Source organism: Allorhizobium sonneratiae, assembly GCF_023700755.1.
GTDB lineage: Bacteria > Pseudomonadota > Alphaproteobacteria > Rhizobiales > Rhizobiaceae > Allorhizobium > Allorhizobium sonneratiae.
Genome location: NZ_JAMKOJ010000001.1, coordinates 388073 through 414648 on the forward strand (window position 1 = coordinate 388073; position 26576 = coordinate 414648).

Genomic DNA, 26576 nt, shown 5'->3' on the forward strand with positions numbered 1-26576 from the left:
CTCAATGGATCACTTTCTCGCTGACGGTATCGAAAAGATGCAGGCGCGCCGGGTCGATGCCGATGCGCAGTTCATCACCAGCCTGCGGGCGCGTATCGGGGGCCATCCGTGCCGTCAGCATCTGGCCGTCAATGGTGAAATGTACCAGCGTGTCGGCGCCAAGCGGTTCGACCACCTGCACCTTTGCCGTCAGCGCCATTGCCGGGTCGCCGCCTGCAGTGAAATGTTCCGGCCTTATGCCGACAATGATCTTCAAGCCTTCCATGGCAGCGGTTTTGCCACGGTGAACCGCTGCCAGCGACAGACGGTCGCCATTGGCGAAAACGAGCGCATCGCCCTGGACGACGGCGCTGGCGAAATTCATCGCCGGGGAGCCGACAAAGCCGCCGACAAAGACGCTGTGCGGCGTATGATAGACCTCGTCCGGTGTGCCGACCTGCTCGATCTCGCCGCCGCGCAGAATGACGATGCGGTCGGCCAGCGTCATCGCCTCGACCTGATCATGGGTGACATAGATGATGGTGGCGCCAAGGGTCTGGTGCAGGCGTTTGATTTCCGTGCGGACCTGACCGCGCAGCTTGGCGTCGAGATTGGACAGCGGCTCGTCGAAGAGAAAGACCTGCGGACGGCGCACGATGGCGCGGCCCATGGCAACACGCTGGCGCTGCCCCCCGGACAACTGGCCGGGGCGGCGGTCGAGCAGGTGGGAAATGCCGAGCATGTCGGCGGCGTCCTGAATGCGTTTTTCCGCCTCACGCTTGTCGATGCCGCGCACCTTCAGGCTGAAGCCCATATTGTCGCGCACGCTCTTGTGCGGGTAGAGCGCATAATCCTGAAACACCATGGCGATGTCACGCTCGCGTGGCGCAAGCGTGTTGACCGTCCGCTCGCCGATCCTCACTTCCCCACCACTGATGGTTTCAAGCCCGGCCACCATGCGCAGCGTGGTGGATTTGCCGCAGCCGGAGGGGCCGACGAAGACGACGAATTCCCCGTCGGCAATATCGAGATCAATGCCTTTGACGATCTTGGCGGCGCCATAGCTCTTTTCCAGGGCTCTGAGACTGACGGATGCCATTTCTTCTCCTTTTCGAGGATTGGCACGATCATGACGGGGCATCATAGCGCTGCGAAAACAGGACGCAAGTCAGAATCTATCAATTCAACTAAATTTCACAATGGATGAAATGGACTGGCAGTTTCGCTCTAAAATACGTCCAGAAAAGGAGAAATTCTGGTTGTCATTGTGCTGGCACATTGCTGTTGGCAGTGGGTGCTGCTATAAGAATTATCGCAGCGCTACGAAAGTGATGATGTCATGATGGATAAGCCAGCAAGAAGCCGTCGCAAGATGCAAAGCGTGACCATGTCCGATGTTGCGGCAAAGGCCGGTGTGTCTCCCTCCACCGTGTCGCTTTATCTGCGCCGTCCGCAATCGGTTTCGGTCGCAGCAGGGCGGATGATTGCCGCCGCCATCGAGGCGTTGAATTATGTGCCGAATTTTGTGGCTGGCGGGCTTGCAGCAGCCTCGTCGCGGGCCGTTTCGGTCATCGTGCCTTCTGTGCGCAATGCCTTTTTTGCTGAAACGGTGTCGGCGCTGCAATCGGCGCTTAGGCGCGAGCGTCTTCAGGTCATCCTCAGCCATACCGAATATGACGAGCGTGAGGAGGAGGATCTGGTGCGCATGGCGCTTTCCTGGGCGCCGGCGGCCATCGTCCTGACCGGGCTTTCGCACTCGGTTGGAACGCGACGGATGCTGGCATCGTCGCCGGTGCCGGTCATTGAGATATGGGAGCTGGGCGCGGAGCAGATCGATGCGGCGGTTGGTTTCCATCATGATCAGGTGGGGGAGGCGGCGGCAGACCATCTTGTGGCGCAGGGACGGCGGCATCTGGCGTTTCTCGGCGCCCGGATGCATGAGGATCGCCGTGCCCGGCTGCGTTGCGACGGGTTTGTCGCGGCTGCGCAGCGAAAGGGAGTAACGGTTGCCGTCGTGGAACATGCCGCGCCGGCTTCCGCCGAAGTGGGGTCGATGATGCTGGCGCAGGCGCTGCAACAACATCCAGACATCGATGGCATTGCCTGTTCCAACGATCATGTCGCGCTCGGTGTGCTGTTTGCCTGCGAGCGAGCCAGAATTGTCGTGCCGGAAAAGCTGGCGCTCATCGGTTTCGGTGATCTCGGCTTCACCGCTGCCTGCAATCCACCGCTCACCACCATTCGCCCCTCCGGCGATCTGATCGGGCGCGAAGCCGCCCGCCTCATTCTCGACCGGCGTCTCGGCAAGCCTTGGGAAGGTGGGCGGATCTCCATTGATACACGCTTTACACTTCTGCATCGCCATAGCAGCTGAAAGAGGCGCCTTGTCTCTTTCTCTTCTCCTGAAGGTCAGCTCAAATGGCCATCGGCGCCTGTCGCCATCCGGCTTGGTCTTGCAGCCCTTGGCCTTGCTGGTCTGTTCACCTCGGCAGAACCTTCGGTGACGAAGGCCGGCGCGATCGCAAAGACCGTCTATGGCGATTGCGTCGACAATCGCCGGATCGTCTCCTATATGCTCGACAATGTCGGGCATGCCTGGCCGGAAAGCACGGCTTTGCTGCGCATCAAAAGATTGTCGGTCCGGTCTCCTTTGAAATCAACGCCACGGATACGATCTGGGATTTCTTTTCCAAAACAGCACGGTAAGATCGTCACTCTGACGGTTGAGGTTGCCAACAGGGCCGCCGCATGTGCGGGTGCCCCTGTCTTGAAGCATTGCAGGATGAAGACGCATGGACAAAGCCGTGTCGGTACGGGCGCAGCGCGCCGAGGGTGAGGGGCGGCTTGTCACGAAAGCGCTTCATGCGCGCACGCGCCTTGATGCGCTTTATCAGCAGGGCTGCGCCAAGATTCGCATTCCCGAAAGTTTCGACGGGCGCATGGAGGCGGTGCTGATCAATTCCTCCGGCGGGCTGACCGGCGGTGATCGTCTTGCCTGGGATTTTTCAGCCGCGCCTGAAACGCATCTGACGCTGACCACGCAGGCCTGTGAAAAGATTTACAAAGCCGCAGCCGATACGGCGGCGGTGTCGACGCGCATATCCGTGGCGAAAGGGGCGGCAGTGCATTGGCTGCCGCAGGAATCGATCCTCTTCGATCAGGCGTCTCTGACCCGTCGTCTCGAGGTCGATCTGGAGGAGGGGGCGGAGTTTCTGGCGGTTGAGGCGGTGCTTTTGGGACGAAAAGCGCGCGGCGAGACGATGCGCGAGGGGCTGGTGCGCGACCGCTGGCGTATCCGTCGCGGCGGCGAGCTTGTTCATGCCGAAGATCTGGCCCTGCCGGGCAGGGAGGCCGGGGCGGTTGCCGAGGTGGCTGGGAGGGCGGCAAGTCTTGCCGGACAGGCTGCCTTCGCCACGCTGCTTTATATCGGGCCGGATACGGAGAGCCGCTTCAACACCATCCGGCGGCTCCTTGAGGATGAGGTCATGGCGGGGGTCAGTGAGTGGAATGGCAAGCTTCTTGCCCGCTTTGCGTGTGAAGACGGTTTTTCTCTGCGAAAACTGCTGATCCCGGTGATTTCCGTCTTGCGCGGCGGCGCAACTTTGCCAAAAGTCTGGACTTTGTGATCAATCCCGATCTGGGGAACCGCTATGAATCTCAGCCCGAGAGAAAAAGACAAACTGCTGATCTCCATGGCCGCCATGGTGGCGCGCCGCAGACTGGAGCGCGGCGTCAAGCTGAACTATCCCGAAGCCATCGCGCTGATCACCGATTTCGTCGTTGAAGGCGCGCGCGACGGTCGCGCCGTGGCCGAACTGATGGAGGCGGGTGCCCATGTCATTTCCCGCGCGCAGGTGATGGAAGGCGTCGCCGAAATGATCCATGACGTGCAGGTGGAAGCGACCTTTCCCGATGGCACGAAGCTCGTCACCGTGCATGAACCGATACGGTGATCAATATGTTGGCGCTCAGACCCAATTGCGAATGCTGTGATCGTGACTTGTCACCGGCAAGCCGGCAAGCCTTCATCTGCAGTTTTGAATGCACCTTCTGTGCCGATTGCGTTGAAGGCACATTGAAGGGCATTTGCCCGAATTGCGGCGGGGAACTGGTGCGCCGTCCCATCCGGCCTGAGGCCAAACTCATCCATAACCCGGCTTCGACCCTTCGCGTCTTCAAGGCGGAAGGCTGCTTACCGAAAAACGCTGCCTGATCCAAGGAGGACAAGATGATCCCCGGTGAACTCATTGCCGCCGAAGGCGAGATCGAACTCAATGCCGGTCTTGAGACCGTGACCATCGAGGTGGCCAATTCCGGCGACCGTCCGGTGCAGGTGGGCAGCCATTATCATTTCTTCGAGACCAATGCAGGGCTGGTGTTCGAGCGCGACAAGGCGCGCGGCATGCGGCTCGATATCCCTGCTGGTACGGCGGTGCGCTTTGAGCCGGGGCAGAAGCGGCTGGTGACCCTCATTCCGCTTGCGGGCAAGCGCGAGGTCTATGGTTTCCGCCAGCATGTCATGGGCAAGCTGTGAAGCGGGCCTTGCCGGCTGCCGCCGGTTTTGTCCTGTTGGGCTTTTCTCTGCCGACGGGTGCCGCAGCACAGCAGCCGGTGTTCAATTGTGACAATCCTGAACAGCAGCAGGCAATGAATTATTGCGCTGGCGTAGCGTATGGCAGGGCCGACAGGGAGCTGAACCGCGTTTACCGGCAGGCCATGGCCTGGGCGCGTGAGCAGGATGCTGACTGGCAAGACACCGATGAGGGCAAGGTGGGGGCGGTCACAGCGCTCAAGAAGGCGCAGCGCGGCTGGATCGATTATCGCGACGGCCAATGCGATGCCTATGGCTTTCAGGCCCGCGGCGGTTCGATGGAGCCGCAACTGGTGGCCGACTGCATGACCGACCTGACAAAAAAGCGCACGGAAGAGCTTCATGCTCTTTTTGAGGATAAGGGGCGCTGACGGTGGGTTCGGCACGGCGGATCATGATTGTCGGCAATGGCGATGTGGCAGATGAGGCCGCAGCGGTTATCGACCGTTGCGATGTCGTCATCCGTTTCAATGGCTGTCGCAATTTCGGTGTGGCCGGCTGTCGAACCGATGTCATTGCGCTTTGCAATACCGGCCGCCCGGCAAAGGCGCTTCTGGACAGCGAGAGCTGGCGGGACAGCGCGCCGGTCAAGGCTGCGCAGGCATTGTGGATGGTGCGCGACCCGGCGAAGTTTGCCAGCCTTCAGGCGGATATTCTGGCCGATTACCCCGAACTTGATGATTTTTTTGATGATTATACCGGCGATTTTGCCGATTTCTGTGCCGCGCGCGGCAAGCAGCACCGGGTTCTCGCTGCTGCGGTGCATGAGGCGGCGGACCATGCGCTTTCGGAGTTTTCGCCCGCACCTTACGTCGTGCCAAGCAGCGGCATGATCGTGATTTCCCACATGCTGGACCAGCCTGAGCATCGGCAGGACGATATTGTGCTGGTCGGCTTTTCCCATACCGGATGGGATGGCCATCCCTTTGCCGCTGAAGAGCGGCTGATCAATCGCTATATTGCCGAAGGCCGGTTATCGCGCTTCGGTGTCGCCCCTTCCTCCACCTCCCAGGGAGATGTTTGACCATGCCTTATAAAATGTCCCGCGCTGCCTATGCCTCGATGTTCGGCCCCACCACCGGCGACCGTCTGCGTCTGGCCGATACAGAACTCTTCATCGAGGTGGAAAAGGATTACACCCATTACGGCGACGAGGTGAAATTCGGCGGCGGCAAGGTGATCCGCGACGGTATGGGCCAGAGCCAGGTGACGCGGGCCGCTGGCGCTGTCGATACCGTGATCACCAATGCGCTGATCCTCGATCACTGGGGCATCGTCAAGGCCGATATCGGCCTGAAAGATGGCCGCATTGTTGCCATCGGCAAGGCGGGCAATCCGGATACGCAGCCGGGCGTGGACATCATTGTCGGCCCGGGCACGGAGGCGATTGCGGGCGAGGGCAAGATCGTCACCGCTGGCGGCATGGATGCCCATATCCATTTCATCTGCCCGCAGCAGATCGAGGAAGCGCTGATGAGCGGCCTCACCTGCATGTTGGGTGGCGGTACGGGCCCCGCGCATGGCACGCTTGCCACCACCTGCACCCCCGGTCCCTGGCATATTGCCCGGATGATCGAGGCCGCAGACGCCTTTCCGATGAACCTTGCCTTTGCCGGCAAGGGCAATGCCTCGCTGCCGGGTGCGCTGGAAGAAATGGTGCTGGGCGGCGCCTCCTCGCTGAAACTGCATGAGGACTGGGGCACGACACCGGGCGCTATCGATTGCTGCTTGTCGGTGGCCGATCAGTATGACGTGCAGGTGATGATCCACACCGATACGCTGAACGAAAGCGGTTTCGTTGAGGATACGGTTGGCGCCATCAAGGGCCGCACCATTCACGCTTTCCACACCGAAGGGGCGGGCGGCGGTCACGCGCCGGACATTATCAAGATCTGCGGTCAGCCGAATGTCATTCCCTCATCCACCAATCCGACGCGGCCCTATACGGTCAACACGCTGGCCGAACATCTCGACATGCTGATGGTCTGCCATCACCTGTCGCCATCCATCCCGGAAGATATCGCCTTTGCCGAAAGCCGAATCCGCAAGGAAACCATCGCGGCGGAAGATATTCTCCACGATATCGGCGCGTTTTCGATCATCTCCTCCGACAGTCAGGCCATGGGCCGCGTCGGGGAAGTGGCGATCCGCACCTGGCAGACGGCAGACAAGATGAAGCGCCAGCGCGGTCGGCTGCCGAGTGAAACCGGCGAAAATGACAATGTCCGCGTCAAGCGCTATATCGCCAAATATACGATCAACCCGGCGATTGCCCATGGCCTCAGCCATGAGATCGGCTCGGTGGAAGTGGGCAAGCGCGCCGATCTGGTGATCTGGAACCCGGCCTTTTTCGGCGTCAAACCGGACATGGTGCTGCTGGGTGGCGTGATTGCCGCAGCCCCGATGGGCGACCCCAATGCCTCGATCCCCACGCCGCAGCCGGTGCATTACCGGCCGATGTTCGGCGCTTACGGCAAGGCGCGGACCAATTCCTCCGTCACCTTCGTCTCGCAGGCGGCGCTTGATGCCGGGCTTGCCCAGCGTCTCGGCGTCTCCAAGCAATTGCTGGCGGTGAAAAACACACGCGGCGGCATTTCGAAAAAATCCATGATCCACAACGACCTGATGCCGCATATCGAAGTGGACCCGGAAACCTATGAAGTGCGTGCCGATGGCGAGCTTCTGACCTGCGAACCGGCGACGGTTCTGCCCATGGCGCAGCGGTATTTCCTGTTTTGATGGCTGCAATGCTGCCATGCAGTATTTGCATGGCAGATTTTTCTCCGTAAAATATTGATTTCAATATTTTTTTATTGTTTTCCCTTTTGTTCCTCGCTCCCTCAGGAAAAAGCTGGGGCGTGGTGTGCTGCGTTGCGGCATGGATTGCGTTACACTGGCAATGTTGCGGCTTCGGGCCGTATACCCCGTTTATCTCATCCTGGTTCGTTGCCGTGAACGTCACTCGAGAGGTGATTGTGTCGCTGTCGTAACGAAGCGGGAAAGATCGTGTCTGACTCGTGTTGGACGATTATCACAGGAGTTTATCATGCTGATCGGCAGAAAAGTGCCTCACGTTACCTTCCGCACCCGCGTTCGCGATGAAGCCGTTGGCGGGCCGAATCCGTTCCGCTGGCAGGATGTGACCTCTGACGACTATTTCAAAGGCAAGCGCGTCGTGTTGTTTTCGCTGCCTGGCGCGTTCACGCCCACCTGTTCCACCTATCAGTTGCCCGATTTCGAGAAGCTTTACAGCGAGTTTCAGGCGGAAGGCATTGACGCAATCTACTGCGTTTCCGTCAATGATGCCTTCGTCATGAATGCCTGGGGCAAGAGCCAGAATCTCGAACATGTGACGCTCATTCCCGATGGCTCCGGCGAGTTTACCCGCAAGATGGGCATGCTGGTGCACAAGGACAATCTCGGCTTCGGTATGCGCTCCTGGCGCTATGCCGCCGTGATCAATAACGGTGTTGTTGAGCAGTGGTTCGAGGAAGAAGGCTACTCGGACAATTGCGATAGCGATCCTTACGGTATTTCCTCGCCGCAGAACATTCTTGAACATCTGCGCGCCCCCAAGGCCGCCTGATCCGGTTTTGAGCATGACCAGGAAAAGGTCCTCGCGGTTTTCCTGGTTATGAATCCGAAAAACGAGTGAGAGTGCCATGCGGTCTGGATATCGCATGGCGCTGATCAATGTCCCGTTTCGGGACACGATTTTGCATGCCTCAATAAAATCGTCGTGCGGTTTGTAAAACGCAGAAGAGAGGCTGCGATAATTCATATGTCTGCGTCATTCTGCCTCTAATGCCATCCAGATTTAAAGGATTTCGCAGTCATTCATCGTATAAAATTACGAAACAGGCGCGATATGCGCATTTTTTATTTGAGAACCGGATTTTCGAAAATCAACTCTCATTTTGTCGGTTGTTACACGTTATCCGGTCTGGATTTTGTGTCCAAAGATGTATGTCTTGTCGAGATGCACTCTCAGGATTTTCATTAATATTTTTGTAAGCATATCAAGGATTGTAAATATGTAATCTCGTGCTGATGCTGGCCTTTGTTAAGCATGATCGTCATGAAAAGGATGGTGCTGCCAGGAGAGGCGCAGGATAATCGCTGCAAAATTTCTATCGTTTTTGATCGCCGGTATTTTCTCTGCAGGAACTTCTAACTTTTACCTTCAAAATTTGGGGGTAAAGCGAATTTTAGGGTGCTGAAGCTTCGTGAAGATAATGTTTAAATTTTTACCGATCACTTTAGCGAACAAAAAACATCTCGGGCCTATCCCAAACAGTCATTACAGATGGGAGCGGCACGTGATTCGTTTGGTGGAGTGGCTTTCGCTGCGGCGCGGCATTGATGATCTCTGTCGGCGTGGGCAGGTGTTCAGCTTTGTCATGAGGCTCATGTTCACGGCGATCTGCCTGTCGCTGTTTCTGCAGATGCTGGCCCTGCCGATCTGCCGGGAGCTTGGCCTTCTGCCATTTTCGGCAGGTCAGACCATTCAGCTTGGGGTGGCGATGAGCTGGCTTCTCGTCGGGTCGGTTGCGGCGGTCATCGGCCCGGTACTGGGGCGGGAGATTCGCAGCCTTGCCATTGCCAAGGCGAAGTATGAACATTTGAGCCGGGTGGATGCGCTCTCCGGCCTGCTCAACCGCCGCGCCTTTACCGAGGCGCTGGACGAGACGGAGGAGGGGCTGCTTGCCATTCTCGATCTCGACCGGTTCAAGCTGATCAATGACAGCCACGGGCATGGTGCTGGCGATGTGGTGATCCGCGCCATTGCCGACATGTTGCTGGAGACAGCGGGCTCGCAGCATGTCGTTGCCCGGCTTGGCGGCGAGGAATTCGGTATTATCCTGCATGGCAAAGACCATGCCCGGCAAATGGAGCTGATCGAAACGATCCGCCGTCAGGTGGCGGCCCTGCCGGTCTATGTCGAGGGCAAACGGATCGTCACCACCACCTCTGTCGGGGTGGCCCGAATTGCGCCGGACAGGCGGCGGGAGGCTGTGTATGCCGCGGCCGACCGGGCGCTTTATCAGGCCAAATCCATGGGGCGCAATTGCCTGATGCGCGAAGAGGCCTTGTCGGAGGTGGTGCGAGCGCAAGTCGCGTCCTGACCCTCTTGCCGATGCGTAACACTTGTGCAAAATGCAGTTTTGCATGTTTTCAGTGCAGTGTAAGACGCAAAGAAAGGTCCGAACCGTCCTCTGAATAAGAGGTGGTCATCTTCCGATAGCCTTGCTGACAGGCGCCCCTTTCTGGGGGCGGGCATGGTTGTCTTCGGATGTGCGGAGAGGACGAAGAGGAGAGGCAGATGCAGCGCGCCATCTCAGTGCTTGCCGCAACGGCAGCCGGGCAGGCCCCGGTGGCCACGGTGTTTCTACCGCATGATCAGCGGCATTTCCGGCGCAAACTGCTGCATCTGAGCGATGGCGGCATGGTGATGCTAGACCTGAAGGAGGCCGTTGCCCTCGCCGATGGCGACCGGCTGGTGCTGGACAATGGCGATCAGGTCGAAGTGAAAGCGGCGGACGAAAAGCTTTATGCCATTCATCCGCGTGATCGTCTGCATCTCATCGAACTGGCCTGGCATCTCGGAAACCGGCACTTGCCCGCCCAGATCGAGGAGGAGCGGATCGTGATCCTGCGCGATCCGGTGATCCGCGCGATGCTGGAAGGGCTGGGCGCTGGCGTCGAAGAGGTCGAGGAGAGATTTCAGCCGGTGCGCGGTGCTTATCACCATCACGCCGGTCATGGTCATGCTCACCCTGCATCGGCGGCTATGCCGCCTGCCGCAGAAAACAATAAGGCAGGGTGATCCCGACATGGTGCAGAGCACGACCCAGGCGCTGCTGCGCTTGATGGCTTGGCTGTCGCCGGCGTTTCCGGTGGGCGGATTTGCCTATTCCGGTGGGCTGGAGGCGGCCGTCAGCCATGGCGCGGTGAGAGATAAGGATGGTCTTGCGCACTGGCTTGAAACACTTATGGCCCATGGTGTTTTCTGGAACGATGCCGTGTTGATGGCGGAAGCCTGCCGGGTGAGCCGCAACGACCCTGAGGGGCTTCAGGCTCTTGCCGCCCTGGCTTCGGCGCTCTGCGGCAGCCGGGAACGCTATCAGGAAAGCATGGCGCTGGGGGACGCCTTTCTCTCTGCCGCCCGGCAATGGCCGCATCCGGTGTTTGACTGTCTGGATGGCAAGATCGCCTATCCGGTGGCGGTTGGCGCGGTGGCGGCGGCCCATGGCATCGAGGCGGAGGCAGTGATTGCCGCCTATCTGCATGCCAGCCTCTCGCAACAGGTTTCCGCCGCCATTCGCCTTGGCGTGCTCGGCCAGACGGATGGTGTCGGCCTTGTTGCGGGGCTGGAAGATGATGTGATGGCTATAGCGCATCGTGCCGCAACAAGCAGCCTTGACGATCTCGGCAGTGCCGCCATTCTGGCGGAGATTGCATCGATCCGGCATGAAACATTACGGACACGGCTGTTCCGTTCGTGACGGTGGCCTGGTTCGACAGGCGGCTTTTCTCACAAGATCAGAAAAAGGAAGCAAGATGAAATCCGAACATGGCCCGCTCAGGGTCGGCATTGGCGGACCGGTCGGCTCGGGCAAGACGGCGCTGACGGCAAGCCTCTGCAAGGCGCTGAAAAACGATTATTCCGTCGCTGTCGTCACCAATGATATCTATACCCGTGAGGATGCCGAGGCGCTGGTTAGAATGCAGGCGCTGTCGTCTGACCGGGTGGTGGGTGTGGAAACCGGCGGCTGTCCGCACACGGCCATCCGCGAAGATGCTTCGATCAATCTTCAGGCGATTGCCGGGCTGAACGAGCGTTTTCCCGATCTTGACCTCGTGCTGATCGAATCGGGCGGTGATAATCTCGCGGCAACCTTTTCACCGGACCTGGCCGATCTGACGATTTACGTGATTTCCGTCTGTCAGGGCGAGGAAATTCCGCGCAAGGGCGGGCCGGGCATTACCCGCTCCGATCTTCTGGTGATCAACAAGAAGGATCTTGCCCCTTATGTCGAGGTTGATCTCGATGTCATGGACAAGGATGCCAGACGGATGCGCGAAGGTCGCCCGCATGTGTTTTCCGACCTGAAGCGCGGCGCCGGCGTTGACGATATCGTGCACTTCATCCGTGAGGCGGGCGGCTTGTGATCGATCAGGATCAGTGCCGGACCTTTGAGACAACACCCGGCACGGTCAATGCCTCAGACGGTTGGGTGAGGTTTACACCTCGCTCAACGCCTTGACGTCGCTGATGTCGATGCGCCGGCCCCGGACGTTGACGCCGAGAGGGCGCAGTGCCGAAAAGGCGCGCGACAGCGCTTCCGGCGCAAGGCCGAGCTTGCCAGCGAGCAGGCTTTTCTGGAAGGGCAGGCGAATGGCAGCAGCAGGCCCCTTGTCCTGACATTGGCTCAAAAGATAATGGGCAACCCGCTGGGTGGCGGTTTGCAGGCGATCATTGGCCACCATGGTCATGGTGCTGACCAGATTGCCCGACAGGCTGCGGATGATGGCGCGGGCGACATCGGTGTTCAACTGGCTGAGCATCCGCACCCGTTCGATGTCGAAGCGTACGACGATGGCGCTTTCCGCCACCTGGGCGTTATAGGGGTAATCGCCGCCGAGGGCGACAAGGCACTCGCCAAAAGTCTCTCCAGCGCCGCAGACACGGATATCGGCTTCGCGGCCATCCTTGTTCAGGCGATAAAGCCGGACAAAGCCAGAGAGTACACAGTAGAAGAACTCCGCCTTGTCGCTTTCCTGAAACAGAATGTCACGGGTTTCATAATGGAGAACCGACGACAGTTCCAGCATCTGCGCCAGAGAGGCGGGGCTAAGATCCGTCATCAGCGGCACCATGGCCAAAGAGGTCCGGTCCCGATTGTTCAACGTCAAGGTCTTGTTCACGATCTCCTGCTCCTTTGATGCCTGCATGACTGGCCTGGCGAGGCCCGGCTGATGACGATGATAGTCGAACGATGCTCTTTGCATTCCGGTCATTCCGCTCGTGGCTGCACAGCACCGTGCTTTATGCTCTACGCACAAAAGATGCCGTGACATTTTGTTTCGGGTGCATGACGCCTCCGATCTCAAAGATTGATGGCGTTTGCAGGCATCCGGCTCTGTAACCGTCAACCGCTTCGCCCCACAGGCAGCAGCCATTGGCCGGATGCCGTCCGGTGAGCGTGACAACGTGCTTTCCCGTCGAGAGACAGGAACCATGCTGCAAGCCGGGTTACATCGTCTTCAGTCTTCACGATAAACTATGGGTGCATTTTAAGGCGGCGATCCGGAAATCCGTTTGATTTCGATCAATAATTGTATGAAATCGCAAGAATATTCCATTTTGTCAATTTCAGCGATCAGCCAATGAGATAAACCCATTGTGTATGATGCGATCATGACACAAGGGTTCCGAAAATATTTCTTTTATGTTTTTTGTAAAATAAAATATTGCCAGCTTATAAAATCAATATTCAATGTTCATTTCAAATAATGAATGCTTATAAATTTTGCACATTTTTCTTCTCTTTGTTTTTCATTTCTGGTCGATGCAAATATCAACTGCTGCCGGAATATCGTCTTTGTTTGGGCACATCGCCATCGCTCAGGCTGTTTTCCAGCGCGGTCAATCTTTGGTCCTGGGCGTGGAGGGTGGTTTGCAATCTGCTCTGGCTTAAGGTGAGCGCGGCCCTGTCCATCGCCGGAGGTTCCTCTTCCTTACTGCCGACAAAGCCGGAGAAAATCCGGCCCAGCAATTGCGACAGATCGTCCATGATCAGGAAAAAGGCCGGAACGACCACGAGGCTCATCACCGTGGAGACGATGATACCGCCGATCACCGCAATCGCCATGGGCGCGCGGAAGGAGCCGCCTTCACCGACGCCGAGGGCAGAGGGCAGCATGCCGGCCGACATGGCAATCGAGGTCATGACGATCGGGCGGGCGCGCTTGCGGCCGGCCTCGATCATGGCCTCAACGCGGTCCATCCCGTGACGGCGCATTTCAATGGCGAAATCGATCAGCAGAATGGCGTTTTTCGTCACGATGCCGACCAGCATGAGAATGCCGATCAGCACCGGCATGGAGAGCGCATAGCCGGTGAGGATCAGCCCGACGGCGACGCCGCCAATGGCCAGCGGCAGCGAGAACAGAATGGTCAGCGGCTGGATCACATCCTTGAACAGCAGGATCAGCACGGCAAGAACCATCAGCACGCCGAGCATCATCGCATTGATGAAGCTTTGCTTCATCTCGCTTTGCACCTTGGCGTCGCCGCTTTCCATCAGATGCACGCTTTTCGGCAGATGCGCTTCGGCCACGGCCTTTTTGAAGGCGGCTGTCGCCGTATCCAGCGCCACGCCCTGCGGCAGATCGGCACCGATGGAAACGACCAGATTGCGGTTGTTGCGCTGGATGGAGCTGATGCCCTGGGTATAATCGATCTCCGCCACGCTGGAGAGCGGCACCATGACGCCCTCGGCGCTGCGGATTTTCAGGGCGCGCAGTTCACTCAGGCTGCGGCGCACCGAGAGTTTGTCCTGCACCCGGATGGGGATCAGCCGGTTGTCGAGCGAAATTTTCGGCAAGAGCGCATCGGCATCGCCAATCGTGGCAATGCGGATCGTATCGGAAATCTGCTGGGCGGTGATGCCGAGCCGTGCCATTTCATCGGTTTTCGGACGGATCTGCAATTCCGGTCGTGGCAGCGAGCCGTCGGCGCTGACATTGGCAAGAACCGGCACATGTCTGAGTTTGGCTTCGAGAATGCCGACGGCGCGCGAAAGATCCGCCTGATTGTCGGAGAGGAAATAGAACACCACGTCACGCTGGCCGCGGTCGTTCATCTTCTGCACGCGCATGTCGGGTATGGCGGCAAGCCGATTGATGACCTCTTGTTCAATGGCCCATTGCGGTCTGGTGCGACCCGGATCGGCGAGTTTCGGCAGGAGAGCGCCGATCAGTGGCAGGTGGCCAAGTCCATCATTGTAAAGGGTTCGGATCAGGGAGTGATCGATTTTCGTCAGGGCAAGGGTCACGGCGGCGCGGCGGATTTCCAGATCACCGGCTGGCGAGGTGCCGCCCTGAATGAAGATGCTGGCGATATCCGGCACGGTTTTCAGCACCTGATAGATCTGTTTTGAGCGCATTTCGGTTTCGGCAAGCGTGGCATTGGGCGGCAATTCGACCGAAAGCGTGATGCGACCGGCATCGCTCGGCGGCAGGAAACTGCCCGGAACCCGGAAAAGAAGTGTCATGGAGCCGACGAGAAAGACAATGGCAAGGCCAAGCGTGGCATAGCGCGCCATTCCGCTGCCGGTGCTGAGCGAGACCAGCGCCGTATAGGCACGCATGATCCTGCCGTCCTTCTCATGGTCGTCGCCATGGACATCGCCATGGGCATCGGTTGCGCGCATCAGATAGGCAGCCATCAGCGGCGTGATCAGCCGCGCCACCATCAGCGAAAAAAACACCGAAAAGGCGACCGTCAGGCCGAACTGGATGAAATATTGCCCGGCAATGCCCGGCATGAAGGAAACGGGCACGAAGACGGCGATGATGGTGAAGGTGGTGGCAATTACCGCCAGCCCGATTTCGTCGGCGGCTTCGATGGCTGCGCGATAGGGCGTCTTGCCCATCTTGATATGGCGGGCGATGTTTTCGATCTCGACAATGGCGTCGTCCACCAGAATGCCGGTGGCGAGCGTCAGTGCCAGCAGGCTGACGAGATTGAGCGAGAAGCCCAGAAGCTCCATGATCCAGAAGGTGGGTATGGCCGAGAGCGGCAGCGCGATGGCCGAAATCACCGTTGCGCGCCAGTTGCGCAGGAAGAGAAAGACGACGATCACCGCCAGCACCGCCCCTTCCAAGAGGGTGTGGATCGCCGCTTCATAATTGCCATAGGTGAAATAGACCGTGTCGCTGATCAGGTGGATCGCCACGCCGGGATGGTCGGCGCGCACCTTGTCCAGCGCCTTTTTCACCGTATCGGCCACTGTGACTTCCGACGCGCCCTTGGCGCGGAAGACCGAGAAGGAGACGACCGGTCGATTGTTGAACAGCGCAAAGGATTTCGGCTCTTCATAGGTGTCGATCACCCGACCGAGATCACCAAGGCGGACAAAGCCGCCCCCCGGCAGGGCAATGGTGGTGCGCGCCAGCGCCGCCACATTGCGGGTATCGCCAAGAACCCTAATGGCCTGTTCCACCTTTGCCACCTGACCGCGGCCCGAGCCGATATCGACATTGGTGCCGCGCAATTGCTTGGACACATCGGCGGCGGTGATGTTCAGCGCATTCAGCCGGTCGGGATCGAGCTCGACATGGATTTCCCGCTCCGCCCCGCCGATGCGGTCGATGCGGCCAATGCCCCTTTCGCCCTGCAGGCTGCGCTTGATCGTGTCGTCGACGAACCAGGACAGTTCTTCCAGCGTCATGTCGGGGGCGGAGACAGCGAAGGTCTGGATCGCCTGTCCCTCGACATCGACCTTGGAGACGATGGGTGTATCGATCCCGGCGGGCAGGTCGTTGCGGATGCGGTCGATGGCGTCCTTCACATCCTGCACCGCCTGTTCTGTCGGCACCTCGATATGGAAGATCACCGAGGTCAGCGACAGACCGTCGGTGACTTTCGAGGAGATTTCATCGACACCGTTGACCGAGGCGACGGCATCCTCGATCTCCTTCGTCACCTGCATTTGCAGTTCCGACGGCGAGGCACCGCTCTGGGTTACTCGGATCGAGACGACCGGCACATCGATATTGGGAAAGCGGGTGATCGACATCTTGTCGAAAGATTGCACGCCGAGCAGCAGCAGCAGGCAGAAGACGAGGAGAGGGGCAACGGGATTGCGGATCGACCAGGCGGAGAAATTCATCGTTTCACCCCGTCATTGGCTGGCCAGATCGGTTTCAGGCACCGGCTTCACCTGATCTCCGTCACGCACGAAAGCGCCAGCCTTTTCCACCAGCATATCGCCTTGGCTGAGGCCTTTTGTCACCTCGATCCAGCCATCGTCGACAATGCCGGTTTCAACCGGCACATCATGGACCACACCGTCGCGGACGATCCGGGCCAGGCTTTTGCCGTCTTCTGTGCGGATGGCCGAGAGCGGCAGGGCAAGGCCGGTCGCCCTGGCCAGAATGATGGTGGCGCTGGCATACATGCCTTCGCGCACGCCTTTTGCCGGATCGAGCGCGATATGCACCGAGCCCAGCCGCGTCTTCGCATCGACAGCGGGCGAAATCAGCCGCACCTGGCCGGGCACCGGATCTTTCAACCCGGCAATGGTGACAAGGGCCTGCTGACCGACGCGGATGCCGACCATATCACCTTCGGCAACATCGGCCACCAGTTCGAGCTTTCCATCTTTCAGCACGGTAAACAGCGGCTGGCCGGAGCCGGAGGCGATCTGGCCGACGCGGGCATTGCGCGCGGTGATCACCCCGGCAAACGGGGTCCTGATTGCGGTGCGGGCGAGTTTCAGATCGATATCGGCAATCTGGGCGTTGACGGCCTTGAGATTGGCTTCGGCAATGGCGACATTTTGCCGGGCCGAGGCCACCTTGTTTTTTCCGTTGATCGAGGCGGTTTCAAACTGCTGCACCTGGGCGGTGGAAATCGTGCCGCCACCGACCAGCGCCTTGCCGCGCGCCAGCTGCCGGTCAGACTCGGCGGCGTTGGCCTCGGCATCAGTCACCTGAATGCGGTCCTGGGCAAGGCTGGCCTCGGCCTTGGCCTGATTGGCCAGCAACTGGTTTTTCTGCAGGAGGAGGCTGCTATCATCAAGGGTGGCGAGAACCTGACCCGCCACGACCCGGTCGGAGACATCGGCCTGCAGCGTCTTGATCGCCAGTCCTTCCACCTCCGGCTGGATATAGAGTTCCTCGACGGCGCGGATGGTGCCGGTGGCGATCAGCCTTTGCGTCAGAGCGCGGTTTTCGGCCTTGATCACGACGATGGCGGGCAAACGTATGTCCGGGGCAGACGCTGCAGGCGTTTCGGCAAAAACCGGCGTCGCCATTGTCATGATCAGCAGCAGGGCACATGCGCGTTTGCAAGACATCATATCTATTCCTTTTCGCCATCGCCTGGGACAGTGACCGTGACAGTGACCGCGGCCGGGCATGCAGCACGCACCCTGCCGCATCCCGCGATGCCGATAGTTGACCGGTCTTTGCCGGTTCAGACCGCCAGGAAAGGTTTGGCGGAGTACCGCAGGGAATGACGCAATTTTACTGAATTAGAATTTAAAAGAAAAATCCAACACTTTTCATCGATCCTCACCTGCAAGCGAAAAGCCCGCACAGGAAAGACCCTATGGGTCATACAATGCTTGACCCTGTCTCGCAATGGAAAGCGGCTGTCCCGGACGTCAGACAGGCGTATCGATACTGGAGGATGATTTTAAATATAAAATAAAAACAATGATTTATATATTTATTGATAGGCGGTTATGCGGACTCTGCCGCATTCTTCTGCGAAACGCTTGCAAAAAGGGTTAATTCAATCCCGCGATGACGGCATCCGGAAAGGGCAGGATGCCGTCATCTGGTGCATTTTCAGACAATGCTTCGTTACACACCGCTTGCCGGAATGCCGGAACGCTCCACCTTGCGCGGCGCAATCAGCTCCTTCCAGGTGGAGAGCGCCCGGTTGACGGCGGTAAAGGGCTGGCGCTTGACGAATTTGCCATGCCCCTCGCGGGTCTTGACCGTGCCTTCCTCCACCGAGACCAGACCGCGTGTCAGAGTGAAGCGTGGCAGGCCGGTCACCTGCTTGCCCTCGAAGACATTGTAGTCGATGGCTGATTGCTGGGCTTTGGCTGAGATGGTTTTCGACCGTTTCGGGTCCCAGACGATGAGATCGGCATCGGCGCCGACGAGGATGGCGCCCTTCTTCGGATAGAGATTGAGGATCTTGGCAATATTGGTCGAGGTGACGGCGACGAATTCGTTCATCGTCAACCGGCCTGTCGCCACCCCATACGTCCACAGCATCGGCAGCCGGTCTTCCAGCCCGCCGGTGCCGTTGGGAATTTTGGTGAAATCGTTCACGCCATAGCGTTTCTGATCGGTGGTGAAGGCGCAATGGTCGGTGGCGACGCAGGAGAGCGAGCCCGATTGCAGACCGGCCCACAGGCTGTCCTGATGATTTTTGTTGCGGAAGGGCGGGCTCATCACCCGGCGCGCCGCATGATCCCAGTCCTTGTCGGCATATTCGCTTTCATCGAGCGTCAGATGCTGGATCAGCGGCTCGCCATAAACCCGCATGCCCTTTTGCCGGGCGCGGCGGATGGCCTCATGCGCCTGTTCGCAGGAGGTGTGCACCACATAAAGCGGCACGCCCGCCATATCGGCGATCATGATGGCGCGGTTGGTGGCCTCGCCTTCTACTTCCGGCGGGCGGGAATAGGCATGGGCTTCCGGGCCGTTATTGCCCTCTGCCAGAAGCTTTGCCTGCATCTGGGCGACGATATCGCCGTTTTCAGCGTGAACCAAAGGCAGCGCGCCCAGCTCGGCGCAGCGCTGGAAGGAGGCGAACATCTCGTCGTCATTGACCATCAGCGCGCCCTTGTAAGCCATGAAATGCTTGAAGGTGTTGATGCCCTTGTCCTTGACGACGGTTTCCATCTCCTCAAAAATCGTCTTGTTCCACGAGGTGATCGCCATGTGGAAGGAATAATCGGCATTGGCGCGGGTGGATTTGTTGTCCCAGCGGGCCAGCGCCTCCAGAAGCGACTGGTCTGGATCGGGCAGACAGAAATCCACCACCATGGTGGTGCCCCCGGCAAGCCCCGCCCGCGTGCCGCTTTCAAAATCATCGGCCGAATAGGTGCCCATGAAGGGCATTTCCAGATGCACATGCGGATCGATCCCGCCCGGCATGACATAACAGCCGGTAGCGTCAAGAACCGTATCGCCGGAGAGGTTCGGCCCGATCTCAACGATCACCTCGCCCTCGATTTTGACATCGGCCTTGTAAGTGAGATCGGCGGTGACGACGGTGCCGCCCTTGATGACTGTGCTCATGGCGCTTCCTCAGCTTTTAATTTCGTGTCTTTATGACTATAGTGTAGCGGGTTTAAGGGAGTGGGAGCGTTAAACTGAATGGGTACCTCGAAGGTTAGCTTGTTCGTGCTTTCTGTTTTGCCACTAGCTTTCACATCGCCAAAGCTAAGTATCTTAATGCCGCCCCCGCCTTCAGCAGAAGTTGTAACTGATACTTCAAATTTTACCTCTTGAGGCTTTTCTATACGTTTTCCTTCTACATAACCGGGAGCTATATATAGCTGTGATTGTCGCTGAGCCTCAGCCACACCGTTCGTAATATCTAACAAAGCCTGCTTTACGAATTCATCTAATTTCATCCCACAACCTCCGCTGTCTCCAGCACGGCCTGCAACAGCACGTCGCAGCCCGCTGTCGCCCAGTCCTTTGAGATCTCTTCCGCCTCGTTGTGCGAAAGCCCGCCGACGCAGGGGCACATGATCATGGTGGCGGGGGCGACTTTGGCGGCCCAGCAGGCGTCGTGGCCGGCGCCGGAAATGATGTTCATGTGGCTGTAGCCCAGCCGTTCGGCGGCATCGCGCACCCGGCCCACCAGTGTTGGGTCAAAGGTGACGGGGTCGAAATGGCCGACTGCCTCCACCGAACAGCCGACGCCGAGAGCGTCGCAGATTTTCGCTGCTTCCGCCTCGATCCTGGTCCGCATCCGGTCGAGTTTTTCCTGGGATGGCGTGCGGATATCGACGGTGAAGACCACGCTTCCCGGCAGAACATTGCGGGAATTGGGCGAGAAGAACACCTGACCGACGCCGCCGACCGCGCCCGGCTGTTCGCTCATGGCCACCGTCTGCACCATTTCAAGGATGCGGCCCATGGCAAGGCCGGCATTGACGCGCATGGCCATCGGCGTCGAGCCGGTATGGGCCTCCCTGCCGGTGAGCGTAAACTCCAGCCACCACAGGCCCTGACAGTGGGTAACAACGCCGATATCCTTGCTTTCGGCTTCGAGGATCGGCCCCTGTTCGATGTGATATTCAAAATAGGCATGCATTTTGCGGGCGCCGACCTCTTCCTCGCCCACCCAGCCGATGCGTTTCAGCTCCTCGCCATAGGTCTTGCCCTCCGGGTCCTTGCGCGAATAGGCGTAATCCAGCGAGTGCACACCGGCAAACACGCCTGATGCCAGCATGGCCGGGGCAAAGCGGGCGCCTTCCTCATTGGCCCAGTTGGTGACGACGATCGGGTGTTTGGTCTTGACGCCGAGATCGTTGAGTGAGCGCACCACTTCAAGCCCCGCCAGCACGCCGAGCACGCCGTCATATTTGCCGCCGGTCGGCTGGGTGTCGAGATGGGAGCCGATATAGACGGGCAGGGCCTCCGGATCGGTGCCGGGGCGGGTCATGAACATCGTGCCCATCTTGTCGACGCCCATGGTCAGGCCCGCCGTATCGCACCAGCTTTGAAAGAGGCGGCGGCCTTGCGCATCCTCGTCGGTGAGCGTCTGGCGGTTGTTGCCGCCGGCAATGCCGGGGCCGATTTTTGCCATCTCCATCAGACTGTCCCACAGCCTTTCGCCGTTCACGCGCAGGTTAATGCCGGTTCTTGCCGTCATGATGCCGTCCCAATTCTGTAAGCCCCCATCCGAAGGCTTGGTTCCCGTTATCAGCCCCTGTTCAGGGCATTTGTCTGGTTCTTCTATCTTGGTCTTCCGGCCTTGCCTTTGGCGGGCAAGTCACCGATATTTGACCGATTGGTAAAGATTACAGCTTCCGGCGAAAGGCTCAAGATCAAATCAGATCATGAGTGCGAGAAAATGCCGGTTGGAGAGCATTTGCAACATGGCGATACCGAGAGCGGCAAAAACCCAAAGACGCACACGCATTCAGGAAGAGAAGGAAGAGCTGATCCTGGAGGCGGCGCTGGAGGTGTTTTCCCGGCGCGGCTTTCTCGGCGCGACCATCGACCAGATTGCAGAGGCTGCGGGCATGTCGAAGCCGAATGTGCTCTATTATTTCCGCACCAAGGAGGCGATGCACCGGGCGCTGATGGACAGGCTGCTGGAGACCTGGCTGGAACCTTTGCAGGCTTTCGATGCTGAAGGCGATCCGGCCAGCGAAATCCGTTCCTATATCCGCCGCAAGCTGGAAATGGCGCGTGATTTTCCGCGCGAAAGCCGGCTTTTTGCCAATGAAATCCTGCAGGGCGCGCCGGTGATTGCCGATCAATTGGCCGGACCGCTGAAAACACTGGTCGATGAAAAGGTCAAGGTGATCCGCAGTTGGATTGCCGCTGGAAAGATCAGGCGGTGCGAACCCTATCATCTGATCTTCTCCATATGGGCCACCACCCAGCATTATGCCGATTTCGACGTGCAGGTGGGGGCTGTTCTGGGGCCTGCCTATGGCGAAGGCCGTTTCGAGGATGCGGCCCGTTTTCTCGAAACTCTGTTTCTACGAGGGCTTGGCATCGATGTTTGAGTCTCAATCCGGCAAAAGCGCCATGGCGGCCAGCCCGCAGGCGGTTATCAAGGCCCCGGCAAAGACGGTTGCCGCCGCCCAGCCATGACCGAGCAGCCCTTCCAGGATAATGACGAAGCTTGGTGTCAGATAGCTGTAGGCCAGCACCTTTGGTGCGGGCAGACGCTGAGAGGCATATTGCAGCAAAAGGAAGGTGACGATGGTCATCACCACGGCGAGATAGAGGATCAGCAGCCAGCCGAGAAGCGGTATGGCGGTATAATCGAGCGCCACCAGCCGGGGAAAGGCCGGAAACAGCACGAAAAACAGCGTGCCCATCGCGGTCCATAACATGAAGACCATCGGCGGCTCATCCTCATTGAACTTGCGCAGCAGCGGCACGTAGATCGAATGGGCGGTAACGCCGATGAAATAGATCATTTCGCCCTTGCCGACATCGAAGGCGAGCATGGCTTGAAGATCGCCGTGGAAGATCACCCAGATTGCGCCGATGGCGGCAATGATCAGGCTGACAAGAACCCGCCCGCGGGTGCGCTGGCGCATCAGCACCCAGGCGAAGACGGCGCTCATCAGCGGCATCAGGGTGAAGATCGCCCCGGTCGCCACCGGTGCTGTAAATTGCAACGCAATGAACATGCTGAGCATATAGGTGGCCATCAGCCCGCCAATCACGGCAAACCGCCAGGGGCGGCGCGGCACGCGCATGGGATAGGCCTTGACCCGAAAGCAGATAAAGGCGGTGAGCACGACGGTGATGGCATAACGGATTGCCGTCAGTGCCACGGGATCGATCATATGGGCGGCGATGCCGCCAAAGGAAAAGGAGGTGGCCAGCAAAAGCGCAAACAGCAGAACGGCCAGATGCGCCATCAGTTTTTCACGCCCCCGGGCATGGGTGTTGTGCCGCGCCCGCAAGGTGTCGGAGGTTGGGAAGCCGGAAGCCTTAAGCACGGTCGAGCTTTTGCCTTGAAGATCCATGAAGATGATACGCTTTTGCCTCGCAATGCCTGCGCATTTTCTGATCCTGCGCTACGCCGTGCGTGATTTTTACAGCGGTTAAAGCATAGGTGGACTTTGAGCTTTGAAAAGGCCGATTTCCCTGCCAACAGTTCTCATGCGATAATTTTTTGTGCCGCTTCCATGCGGTTCTTCATCAACAGTGTGAAGAGGTCGTCGGCGCTCATTGGTCGGGCCAGCGCATAGCCCTGCAGCGTATGGCAGCCAAGATCGCGCAGAATGTGGGCGTGCTGCATGGTCTCGACCCCTTCGGCGACGATCTCGATGCCGAGAGAGCGGCCGATTTCAACAATGGAGCCGATCAGGCGGCGCTGTTTCGGGCTTTCCAGTATGGGCAGCGTCAACTGGCGATCGATTTTCAGCCGTCGCGGCGACAGTTTCAGCAGACTGAGGATCGATGAATAGCCGGTGCCGAAATCGTCGATTTCAATGTCGATGCCAAGCGCCTTGACCCGGTCGATGGCAATGGCAGCGGCTTCTCCCTTGTCATCGAAGGAAATCGACTCCAGAAGCTCGAAGGACAGGCCACTTTCTGGCAGGTCCAGCAGTGACAGACGGTCCGTCAGGTCATCCTCGAACAGGCGCTGGGCAGAGATGTTGACGGCGATATTGGGAATGGGAAGGTCATGGGCCTTCCAGCGCCGGGCCTCGGCCAGTGCCTGCTGCAGCACGGCATCGTCGATATCGGCCATCACATTCAGGCTTTCAGCGACCGTCAGAAAGGCGCTGGGGGGCAACAGCCCAAGCTCTGGGTGCATCCATCGGGCCAGTGCCTCGACACCGGTCACGGTCAGGCTGCGGGCGTCGAACTGCGGTTGGAAATAAGCGATGAAATCCTGATTTTCCAGAGAGCGCAAAATCGCATCGGCTGTGCGCTTGGTTAAAAGTGTGGCCTCCTTCAGCGTATCATTGAAGAATTCCACCCTGTTCTTGCCGCGGCGCTTGGCCTCGTAAAGGGCAATATCGGCATTGATCAGCGCCTGCTCGGCATTGCCTGGGCCGCTCATTGTCATGGCAATGCCGATACTGGCGCCGACACGGCATTCCTGCCCTTCGAAAACAAGGGGTTTGTTAATGGCGGTAATGATGGCCTGGGCAATGTCGCGCACGGCCGTTGCGGCATCCTCGCCGGTGAGAACGACAATGAATTCATCACCGCCGATGCGGGCGGCAAAATGGCCATCGCCAGCAGCGGTACGGATCTGACGGGCCGTGTGGCGCAGCATGGCGTCGCCAGCGGCGTGACCGAGCGTGTCGTTGATTTCCTTGAACCGGTCCAGATCGATATGAAGAAGGGCAATGGCTCGGGCCGTTTTCTGTGGATCGGCAATACCGGACAGATAAAGATCGAGATAACGGCGATTGCCCAGTTCTGTCAGCGGATCGTGCAGAGAGGTATATTCCATCGCCTTGCGGGCGTCTTCCAATTCACGATTGCGCTTTTCCAGCGCGGTCTTGGCGGCTTTAAGCTCGTCCTGCAGTTCCATATCGGCGGTCACGTTCCAGTTGACGCCAACCATTTTCTTGCGGAAGTGCGAATCGCGGTAAATCGTCCCGAAGGCGCGAATATGGCGGACACGACCAGCCCGATCGAGAATGCGGAACTGGGTGACATAGGGATTGTTGTTGCGCAGAGAGTCGAGAAGCGTCATTTCCGCCATGTCGCGATCGTCTGGATGCAGCATTTCACTCCAGTCGGTCGTGGTCTGGATGGTCTTCTCGGCGGCAACGTCATAAAGATGATACATCCGGCTGTCCCAGACCAGATTTGTATTGCCGATATCCATTTCCCATACGCCGATCTTGGAGGCATCGAGAGCAAGCTGAAGTCTCTGGGATATTGTTCTCAGGTCGCGCTTCTGCTGATTGAGTTCCGTGATATGGGTCTGCCGCTCCTGCATGAGGCGCGCGGCCCACAAGAGCGGTGTGATGACGCTGAGAACCAGCAGGAACATCAAGGTCCGCTTTGCCCATATATCAGGCGGCGAAAGTGGCCAGCCCTGTTTCGGGGCGGCAGCGATGATCCAGTTGCGGGGTCCGAGATTGACCTCGACCCGAACCGCCGAGCCCTGCATCAGCGCCTTGTCACCGTAAAACAGGTGCGGCGATGTATGACCGCTCTGATCCTGCTCATAAAGGGCTATGTCGAGATTGAGATCGGTCAGGCCGCTGTCCTTGAGCAGGCGCTCCACATCAACTGTCGCCATCACCATGCCATTTGGCCTGGTCGGGCTGAACAGGAGGGTTTGCCGTCCCTGCTCGGATGTCAGGTTCATCGGATAAAAGATCAGAAGGGTCTGTTTGCCCATGGCGTCTGTGAAGGGGCTGGTCACCACCGGGCTGTTGGTCGATAAAGCCAGAGAACCCGCCTGATCGTCTACCGACGAGGTACGGTAGCTGCGCCCGATCATCCGGTTGTTATGCATCAGCGGAAAGGCCATCGTCACGATGTCATTGCGGATCACCATGAGATTCAGCAGGCTCACGGGACGGGAAAAAATCCTGCGGCCAATTTCTCCAAAGCGGCCCTGATCCATATCCGGTTCGGTTTCGACGATGCTGGCCACACCCTGCAGCAGCTTGATATCGGCCTTGATATTGCCTTCAAGCCGGGCGCGGATCGGGCTCAGCATGTCGTTGATGGAGGATCGGAGGCTTTCAACATAGGATTGCCGATAGTCGTTATCGGCCATTTTCAAGGCAAAGAAAATGCCGATGCAAATCACCAGCACAGGCCAATAGAAGCCGAACGAGCGGAGAGAAAGGCGTTCTTGTCCCTTTTTTTCTCCAGTCGGCATCATGGCAGATGGCGATCCTTCATGTTGAGTGCTGATATTGCCATTATCGTTTATCCGCGAAAGCCTATAGGGATAATATCATGTCTGGTCGAGTGTATTTCGCGATCATGACCTGTGATTGTACCCGCTCTTTCGCATAGGTATGCGGTTCATTACAATCGGCATGATGTAGCGGTGTTTATTGTCTTATCAATCGTCTTGTCTCATGCCTGCAAGCGTGCCCCTGACAAAGCTCTCCGGCAACCTCATTTCAACTTTAAGGACTGCAACTCATGAAAGTAAAATACAGCCCTTGCAATACTGCAATAGAGTTTATTGTTAGATTGAATAATGACGACACGAAATATTTTATAAATCCTGAATCTCTCTGAAAAGCTGGAGGATTTCAAAGATGAATATCAGTAATTACTGATATGGATTGACGGCTGAGCGCTTTTGCCGCCATTTGCATTATTTTTTGCTAATTAATATGAAATACTAAGCGTTTGCATGGTATGTGCAGGTTGCATGGAAGTGCAGGTGAGAGCGTCCCGCACGATGCTCTAAAGCATGCCGCGTTTTATTGTCCTCAATAAAACGATACAGCGCCATGCGCCATATTTGGCGCATGGCGCTGTAAAACCTGTCTTGCATGGCAGCAGGCATATCGGCGTTTCGTGTCACCAATGAAACGGTAACGCATAT

General features: G+C 58.3%; 23 protein-coding genes. 14 read left to right on the forward strand and 9 right to left on the reverse strand.

The window, feature by feature from the left end; all coding sequences use genetic code 11:
- Position 1 precedes the first annotated feature (1 nt).
- The gene (locus tag NAC44_RS01650; RefSeq protein ID WP_250937164.1) at positions 2-1078 is read right to left on the reverse strand and encodes an ABC transporter ATP-binding protein; all 1077 of its coding nucleotides are present in this window, start codon (positions 1076-1078) and stop codon (positions 2-4) included.
- 240 nt (positions 1079-1318) lie between these two features.
- Between NAC44_RS01650 and NAC44_RS01655 the strand changes: the two genes are divergently transcribed.
- The 13 genes from NAC44_RS01655 (at position 1319) to ureG (ending at position 11743) form a co-directional block, all read left to right on the forward strand.
- On the forward strand, positions 1319-2353 hold the full coding sequence (locus NAC44_RS01655) for a LacI family DNA-binding transcriptional regulator (protein ID WP_250937165.1): 1035 nt from the start codon (positions 1319-1321) through the stop codon (positions 2351-2353).
- Positions 2354-2771: 418 nt separating this feature from the next.
- Positions 2772-3605 (forward strand): urease accessory protein UreD, encoded by an 834-nt coding sequence (locus NAC44_RS01660; protein WP_250937168.1) that lies wholly within the window; start codon positions 2772-2774, stop codon positions 3603-3605.
- Positions 3606-3629: 24 nt separating this feature from the next.
- Positions 3630-3932: an urease subunit gamma gene (locus tag NAC44_RS01665; RefSeq protein ID WP_250937169.1), complete on the forward strand. Its 303-nt coding sequence runs from the start codon at positions 3630-3632 to the stop codon at positions 3930-3932.
- Between the two features lie 5 nt (positions 3933-3937).
- Positions 3938-4192 carry a DUF1272 domain-containing protein gene (locus tag NAC44_RS01670; RefSeq protein ID WP_250937170.1) on the forward strand — a complete coding sequence of 85 codons (255 nt, stop codon included), beginning with the start codon at positions 3938-3940 and terminating at the stop codon, positions 4190-4192.
- A gap of 15 nt (positions 4193-4207) precedes the next feature.
- Positions 4208-4513, forward strand: a complete 306-nt coding sequence (locus tag NAC44_RS01675) for an urease subunit beta (RefSeq protein WP_250937173.1) — start codon at positions 4208-4210, stop codon at positions 4511-4513.
- Entirely contained in the window at positions 4510-4941 is a 432-nt protein-coding gene (locus NAC44_RS01680) for a lysozyme inhibitor LprI family protein (RefSeq protein ID WP_250937174.1), read from the forward strand. Before NAC44_RS01675 ends, NAC44_RS01680 begins: the two co-directional genes overlap by 4 nt.
- 2 nt (positions 4942-4943) lie before the next feature.
- Positions 4944-5594, forward strand: coding sequence for a Urease operon accessory protein (locus NAC44_RS01685; protein WP_250937176.1), 651 nt, complete (start codon positions 4944-4946; stop codon positions 5592-5594).
- A gap of 2 nt (positions 5595-5596) precedes the next feature.
- On the forward strand, positions 5597-7309 hold the full coding sequence (gene ureC / locus NAC44_RS01690) for an urease subunit alpha (RefSeq protein ID WP_250937178.1): 1713 nt from the start codon (positions 5597-5599) through the stop codon (positions 7307-7309).
- Between the two features lie 310 nt (positions 7310-7619).
- Positions 7620-8156: a peroxiredoxin gene (locus tag NAC44_RS01695; protein ID WP_250937609.1), complete on the forward strand. Its 537-nt coding sequence runs from the start codon at positions 7620-7622 to the stop codon at positions 8154-8156.
- Between the two features lie 733 nt (positions 8157-8889).
- The gene (locus NAC44_RS01700; RefSeq protein WP_250937179.1) at positions 8890-9696 is read left to right on the forward strand and encodes a GGDEF domain-containing protein; all 807 of its coding nucleotides are present in this window, start codon (positions 8890-8892) and stop codon (positions 9694-9696) included.
- 197 nt (positions 9697-9893) lie between these two features.
- Positions 9894-10397 (forward strand): urease accessory protein UreE, encoded by a 504-nt coding sequence (gene ureE / locus NAC44_RS01705; RefSeq protein ID WP_250937181.1) that lies wholly within the window; start codon positions 9894-9896, stop codon positions 10395-10397.
- 7 nt (positions 10398-10404) lie between these two features.
- Positions 10405-11076 carry an urease accessory protein UreF gene (locus tag NAC44_RS01710; protein ID WP_250937182.1) on the forward strand — a complete coding sequence of 224 codons (672 nt, stop codon included), beginning with the start codon at positions 10405-10407 and terminating at the stop codon, positions 11074-11076.
- A gap of 55 nt (positions 11077-11131) precedes the next feature.
- Positions 11132-11743 (forward strand): urease accessory protein UreG, encoded by a 612-nt coding sequence (gene ureG / locus NAC44_RS01715; RefSeq protein ID WP_250937189.1) that lies wholly within the window; start codon positions 11132-11134, stop codon positions 11741-11743.
- A gap of 72 nt (positions 11744-11815) precedes the next feature.
- On the opposite strand, the gene NAC44_RS01720 is transcribed toward ureG, so the two are convergent.
- The 6 genes from NAC44_RS01720 to NAC44_RS01745 all read right to left on the reverse strand — a co-directional run bounded on the left by NAC44_RS01720 (position 11816) and on the right by NAC44_RS01745 (position 21212).
- A complete protein-coding gene (locus tag NAC44_RS01720; protein WP_420839834.1) occupies positions 11816-12499 on the reverse strand; it encodes a Crp/Fnr family transcriptional regulator in 684 nt (227 codons plus the stop codon).
- Positions 12500-13152: 653 nt separating this feature from the next.
- Positions 13153-16470 (reverse strand): efflux RND transporter permease subunit, encoded by a 3318-nt coding sequence (locus NAC44_RS01725; RefSeq protein WP_250937190.1) that lies wholly within the window; start codon positions 16468-16470, stop codon positions 13153-13155.
- A gap of 12 nt (positions 16471-16482) precedes the next feature.
- Positions 16483-17658: an efflux RND transporter periplasmic adaptor subunit gene (locus tag NAC44_RS01730; protein ID WP_250937192.1), complete on the reverse strand. Its 1176-nt coding sequence runs from the start codon at positions 17656-17658 to the stop codon at positions 16483-16485.
- A 511-nt stretch (positions 17659-18169) separates the two neighbouring features.
- Positions 18170-19624 carry a dihydropyrimidinase gene (hydA, locus tag NAC44_RS01735; RefSeq protein WP_250937194.1) on the reverse strand — a complete coding sequence of 485 codons (1455 nt, stop codon included), beginning with the start codon at positions 19622-19624 and terminating at the stop codon, positions 18170-18172.
- Positions 19621-19962 (reverse strand): hypothetical protein, encoded by a 342-nt coding sequence (locus NAC44_RS01740; RefSeq protein WP_250937195.1) that lies wholly within the window; start codon positions 19960-19962, stop codon positions 19621-19623. The genes hydA and NAC44_RS01740 overlap by 4 nt, the downstream gene beginning before the upstream one ends.
- Entirely contained in the window at positions 19959-21212 is a 1254-nt protein-coding gene (locus NAC44_RS01745; RefSeq protein WP_250937197.1) for a Zn-dependent hydrolase, read from the reverse strand. The genes NAC44_RS01740 and NAC44_RS01745 overlap by 4 nt, the downstream gene beginning before the upstream one ends.
- A gap of 226 nt (positions 21213-21438) precedes the next feature.
- Between NAC44_RS01745 and NAC44_RS01750 the strand changes: the two genes are divergently transcribed.
- Positions 21439-22077: a TetR family transcriptional regulator C-terminal domain-containing protein gene (locus NAC44_RS01750; protein ID WP_250937198.1), complete on the forward strand. Its 639-nt coding sequence runs from the start codon at positions 21439-21441 to the stop codon at positions 22075-22077.
- 3 nt (positions 22078-22080) lie between these two features.
- Here the strand turns inward: NAC44_RS01750 and NAC44_RS01755 are convergent, their stop codons facing one another.
- Positions 22081-23028: a DMT family transporter gene (locus NAC44_RS01755; protein WP_250937199.1), complete on the reverse strand. Its 948-nt coding sequence runs from the start codon at positions 23026-23028 to the stop codon at positions 22081-22083.
- A 161-nt stretch (positions 23029-23189) separates the two neighbouring features.
- Complete coding sequence (locus tag NAC44_RS01760) at positions 23190-25895, reverse strand: bifunctional diguanylate cyclase/phosphodiesterase (RefSeq protein ID WP_250937201.1); 2706 nt, start codon at positions 25893-25895, stop codon at positions 23190-23192.
- Positions 25896-26576 lie beyond the last annotated feature (681 nt).

Excerpts from the sequence above, each read along its gene's own strand:
- NAC44_RS01650 (WP_250937164.1), bottom strand. The coding sequence starts at position 1,078 with ATGGCATCCGTCAGTCTCAGAGCCCTGGAAAAGAGCTATGGCGCCGCC.
- NAC44_RS01655 (WP_250937165.1), top strand. The coding sequence starts at position 1,319 with ATGATGGATAAGCCAGCAAGAAGCCGTCGCAAGATGCAAAGCGTGACC.
- NAC44_RS01660 (WP_250937168.1), top strand. The coding sequence starts at position 2,772 with ATGGACAAAGCCGTGTCGGTACGGGCGCAGCGCGCCGAGGGTGAGGGG.
- NAC44_RS01665 (WP_250937169.1), top strand. The coding sequence starts at position 3,630 with ATGAATCTCAGCCCGAGAGAAAAAGACAAACTGCTGATCTCCATGGCC.
- NAC44_RS01670 (WP_250937170.1), top strand. The coding sequence starts at position 3,938 with ATGTTGGCGCTCAGACCCAATTGCGAATGCTGTGATCGTGACTTGTCA.
- NAC44_RS01675 (WP_250937173.1), top strand. The coding sequence starts at position 4,208 with ATGATCCCCGGTGAACTCATTGCCGCCGAAGGCGAGATCGAACTCAAT.
- ureC (WP_250937178.1), top strand. The coding sequence starts at position 5,597 with ATGCCTTATAAAATGTCCCGCGCTGCCTATGCCTCGATGTTCGGCCCC.
- ureE (WP_250937181.1), top strand. The coding sequence starts at position 9,894 with ATGCAGCGCGCCATCTCAGTGCTTGCCGCAACGGCAGCCGGGCAGGCC.
- NAC44_RS01710 (WP_250937182.1), top strand. The coding sequence starts at position 10,405 with ATGGTGCAGAGCACGACCCAGGCGCTGCTGCGCTTGATGGCTTGGCTG.
- ureG (WP_250937189.1), top strand. The coding sequence starts at position 11,132 with ATGAAATCCGAACATGGCCCGCTCAGGGTCGGCATTGGCGGACCGGTC.
- NAC44_RS01725 (WP_250937190.1), bottom strand. The coding sequence starts at position 16,470 with ATGAATTTCTCCGCCTGGTCGATCCGCAATCCCGTTGCCCCTCTCCTC.
- NAC44_RS01730 (WP_250937192.1), bottom strand. The coding sequence starts at position 17,658 with ATGTCTTGCAAACGCGCATGTGCCCTGCTGCTGATCATGACAATGGCG.
- hydA (WP_250937194.1), bottom strand. The coding sequence starts at position 19,624 with ATGAGCACAGTCATCAAGGGCGGCACCGTCGTCACCGCCGATCTCACT.
- NAC44_RS01740 (WP_250937195.1), bottom strand. The coding sequence starts at position 19,962 with ATGAAATTAGATGAATTCGTAAAGCAGGCTTTGTTAGATATTACGAAC.
- NAC44_RS01745 (WP_250937197.1), bottom strand. The coding sequence starts at position 21,212 with ATGACGGCAAGAACCGGCATTAACCTGCGCGTGAACGGCGAAAGGCTG.
- NAC44_RS01750 (WP_250937198.1), top strand. The coding sequence starts at position 21,439 with ATGGCGATACCGAGAGCGGCAAAAACCCAAAGACGCACACGCATTCAG.
- NAC44_RS01760 (WP_250937201.1), bottom strand. The coding sequence starts at position 25,895 with ATGATGCCGACTGGAGAAAAAAAGGGACAAGAACGCCTTTCTCTCCGC.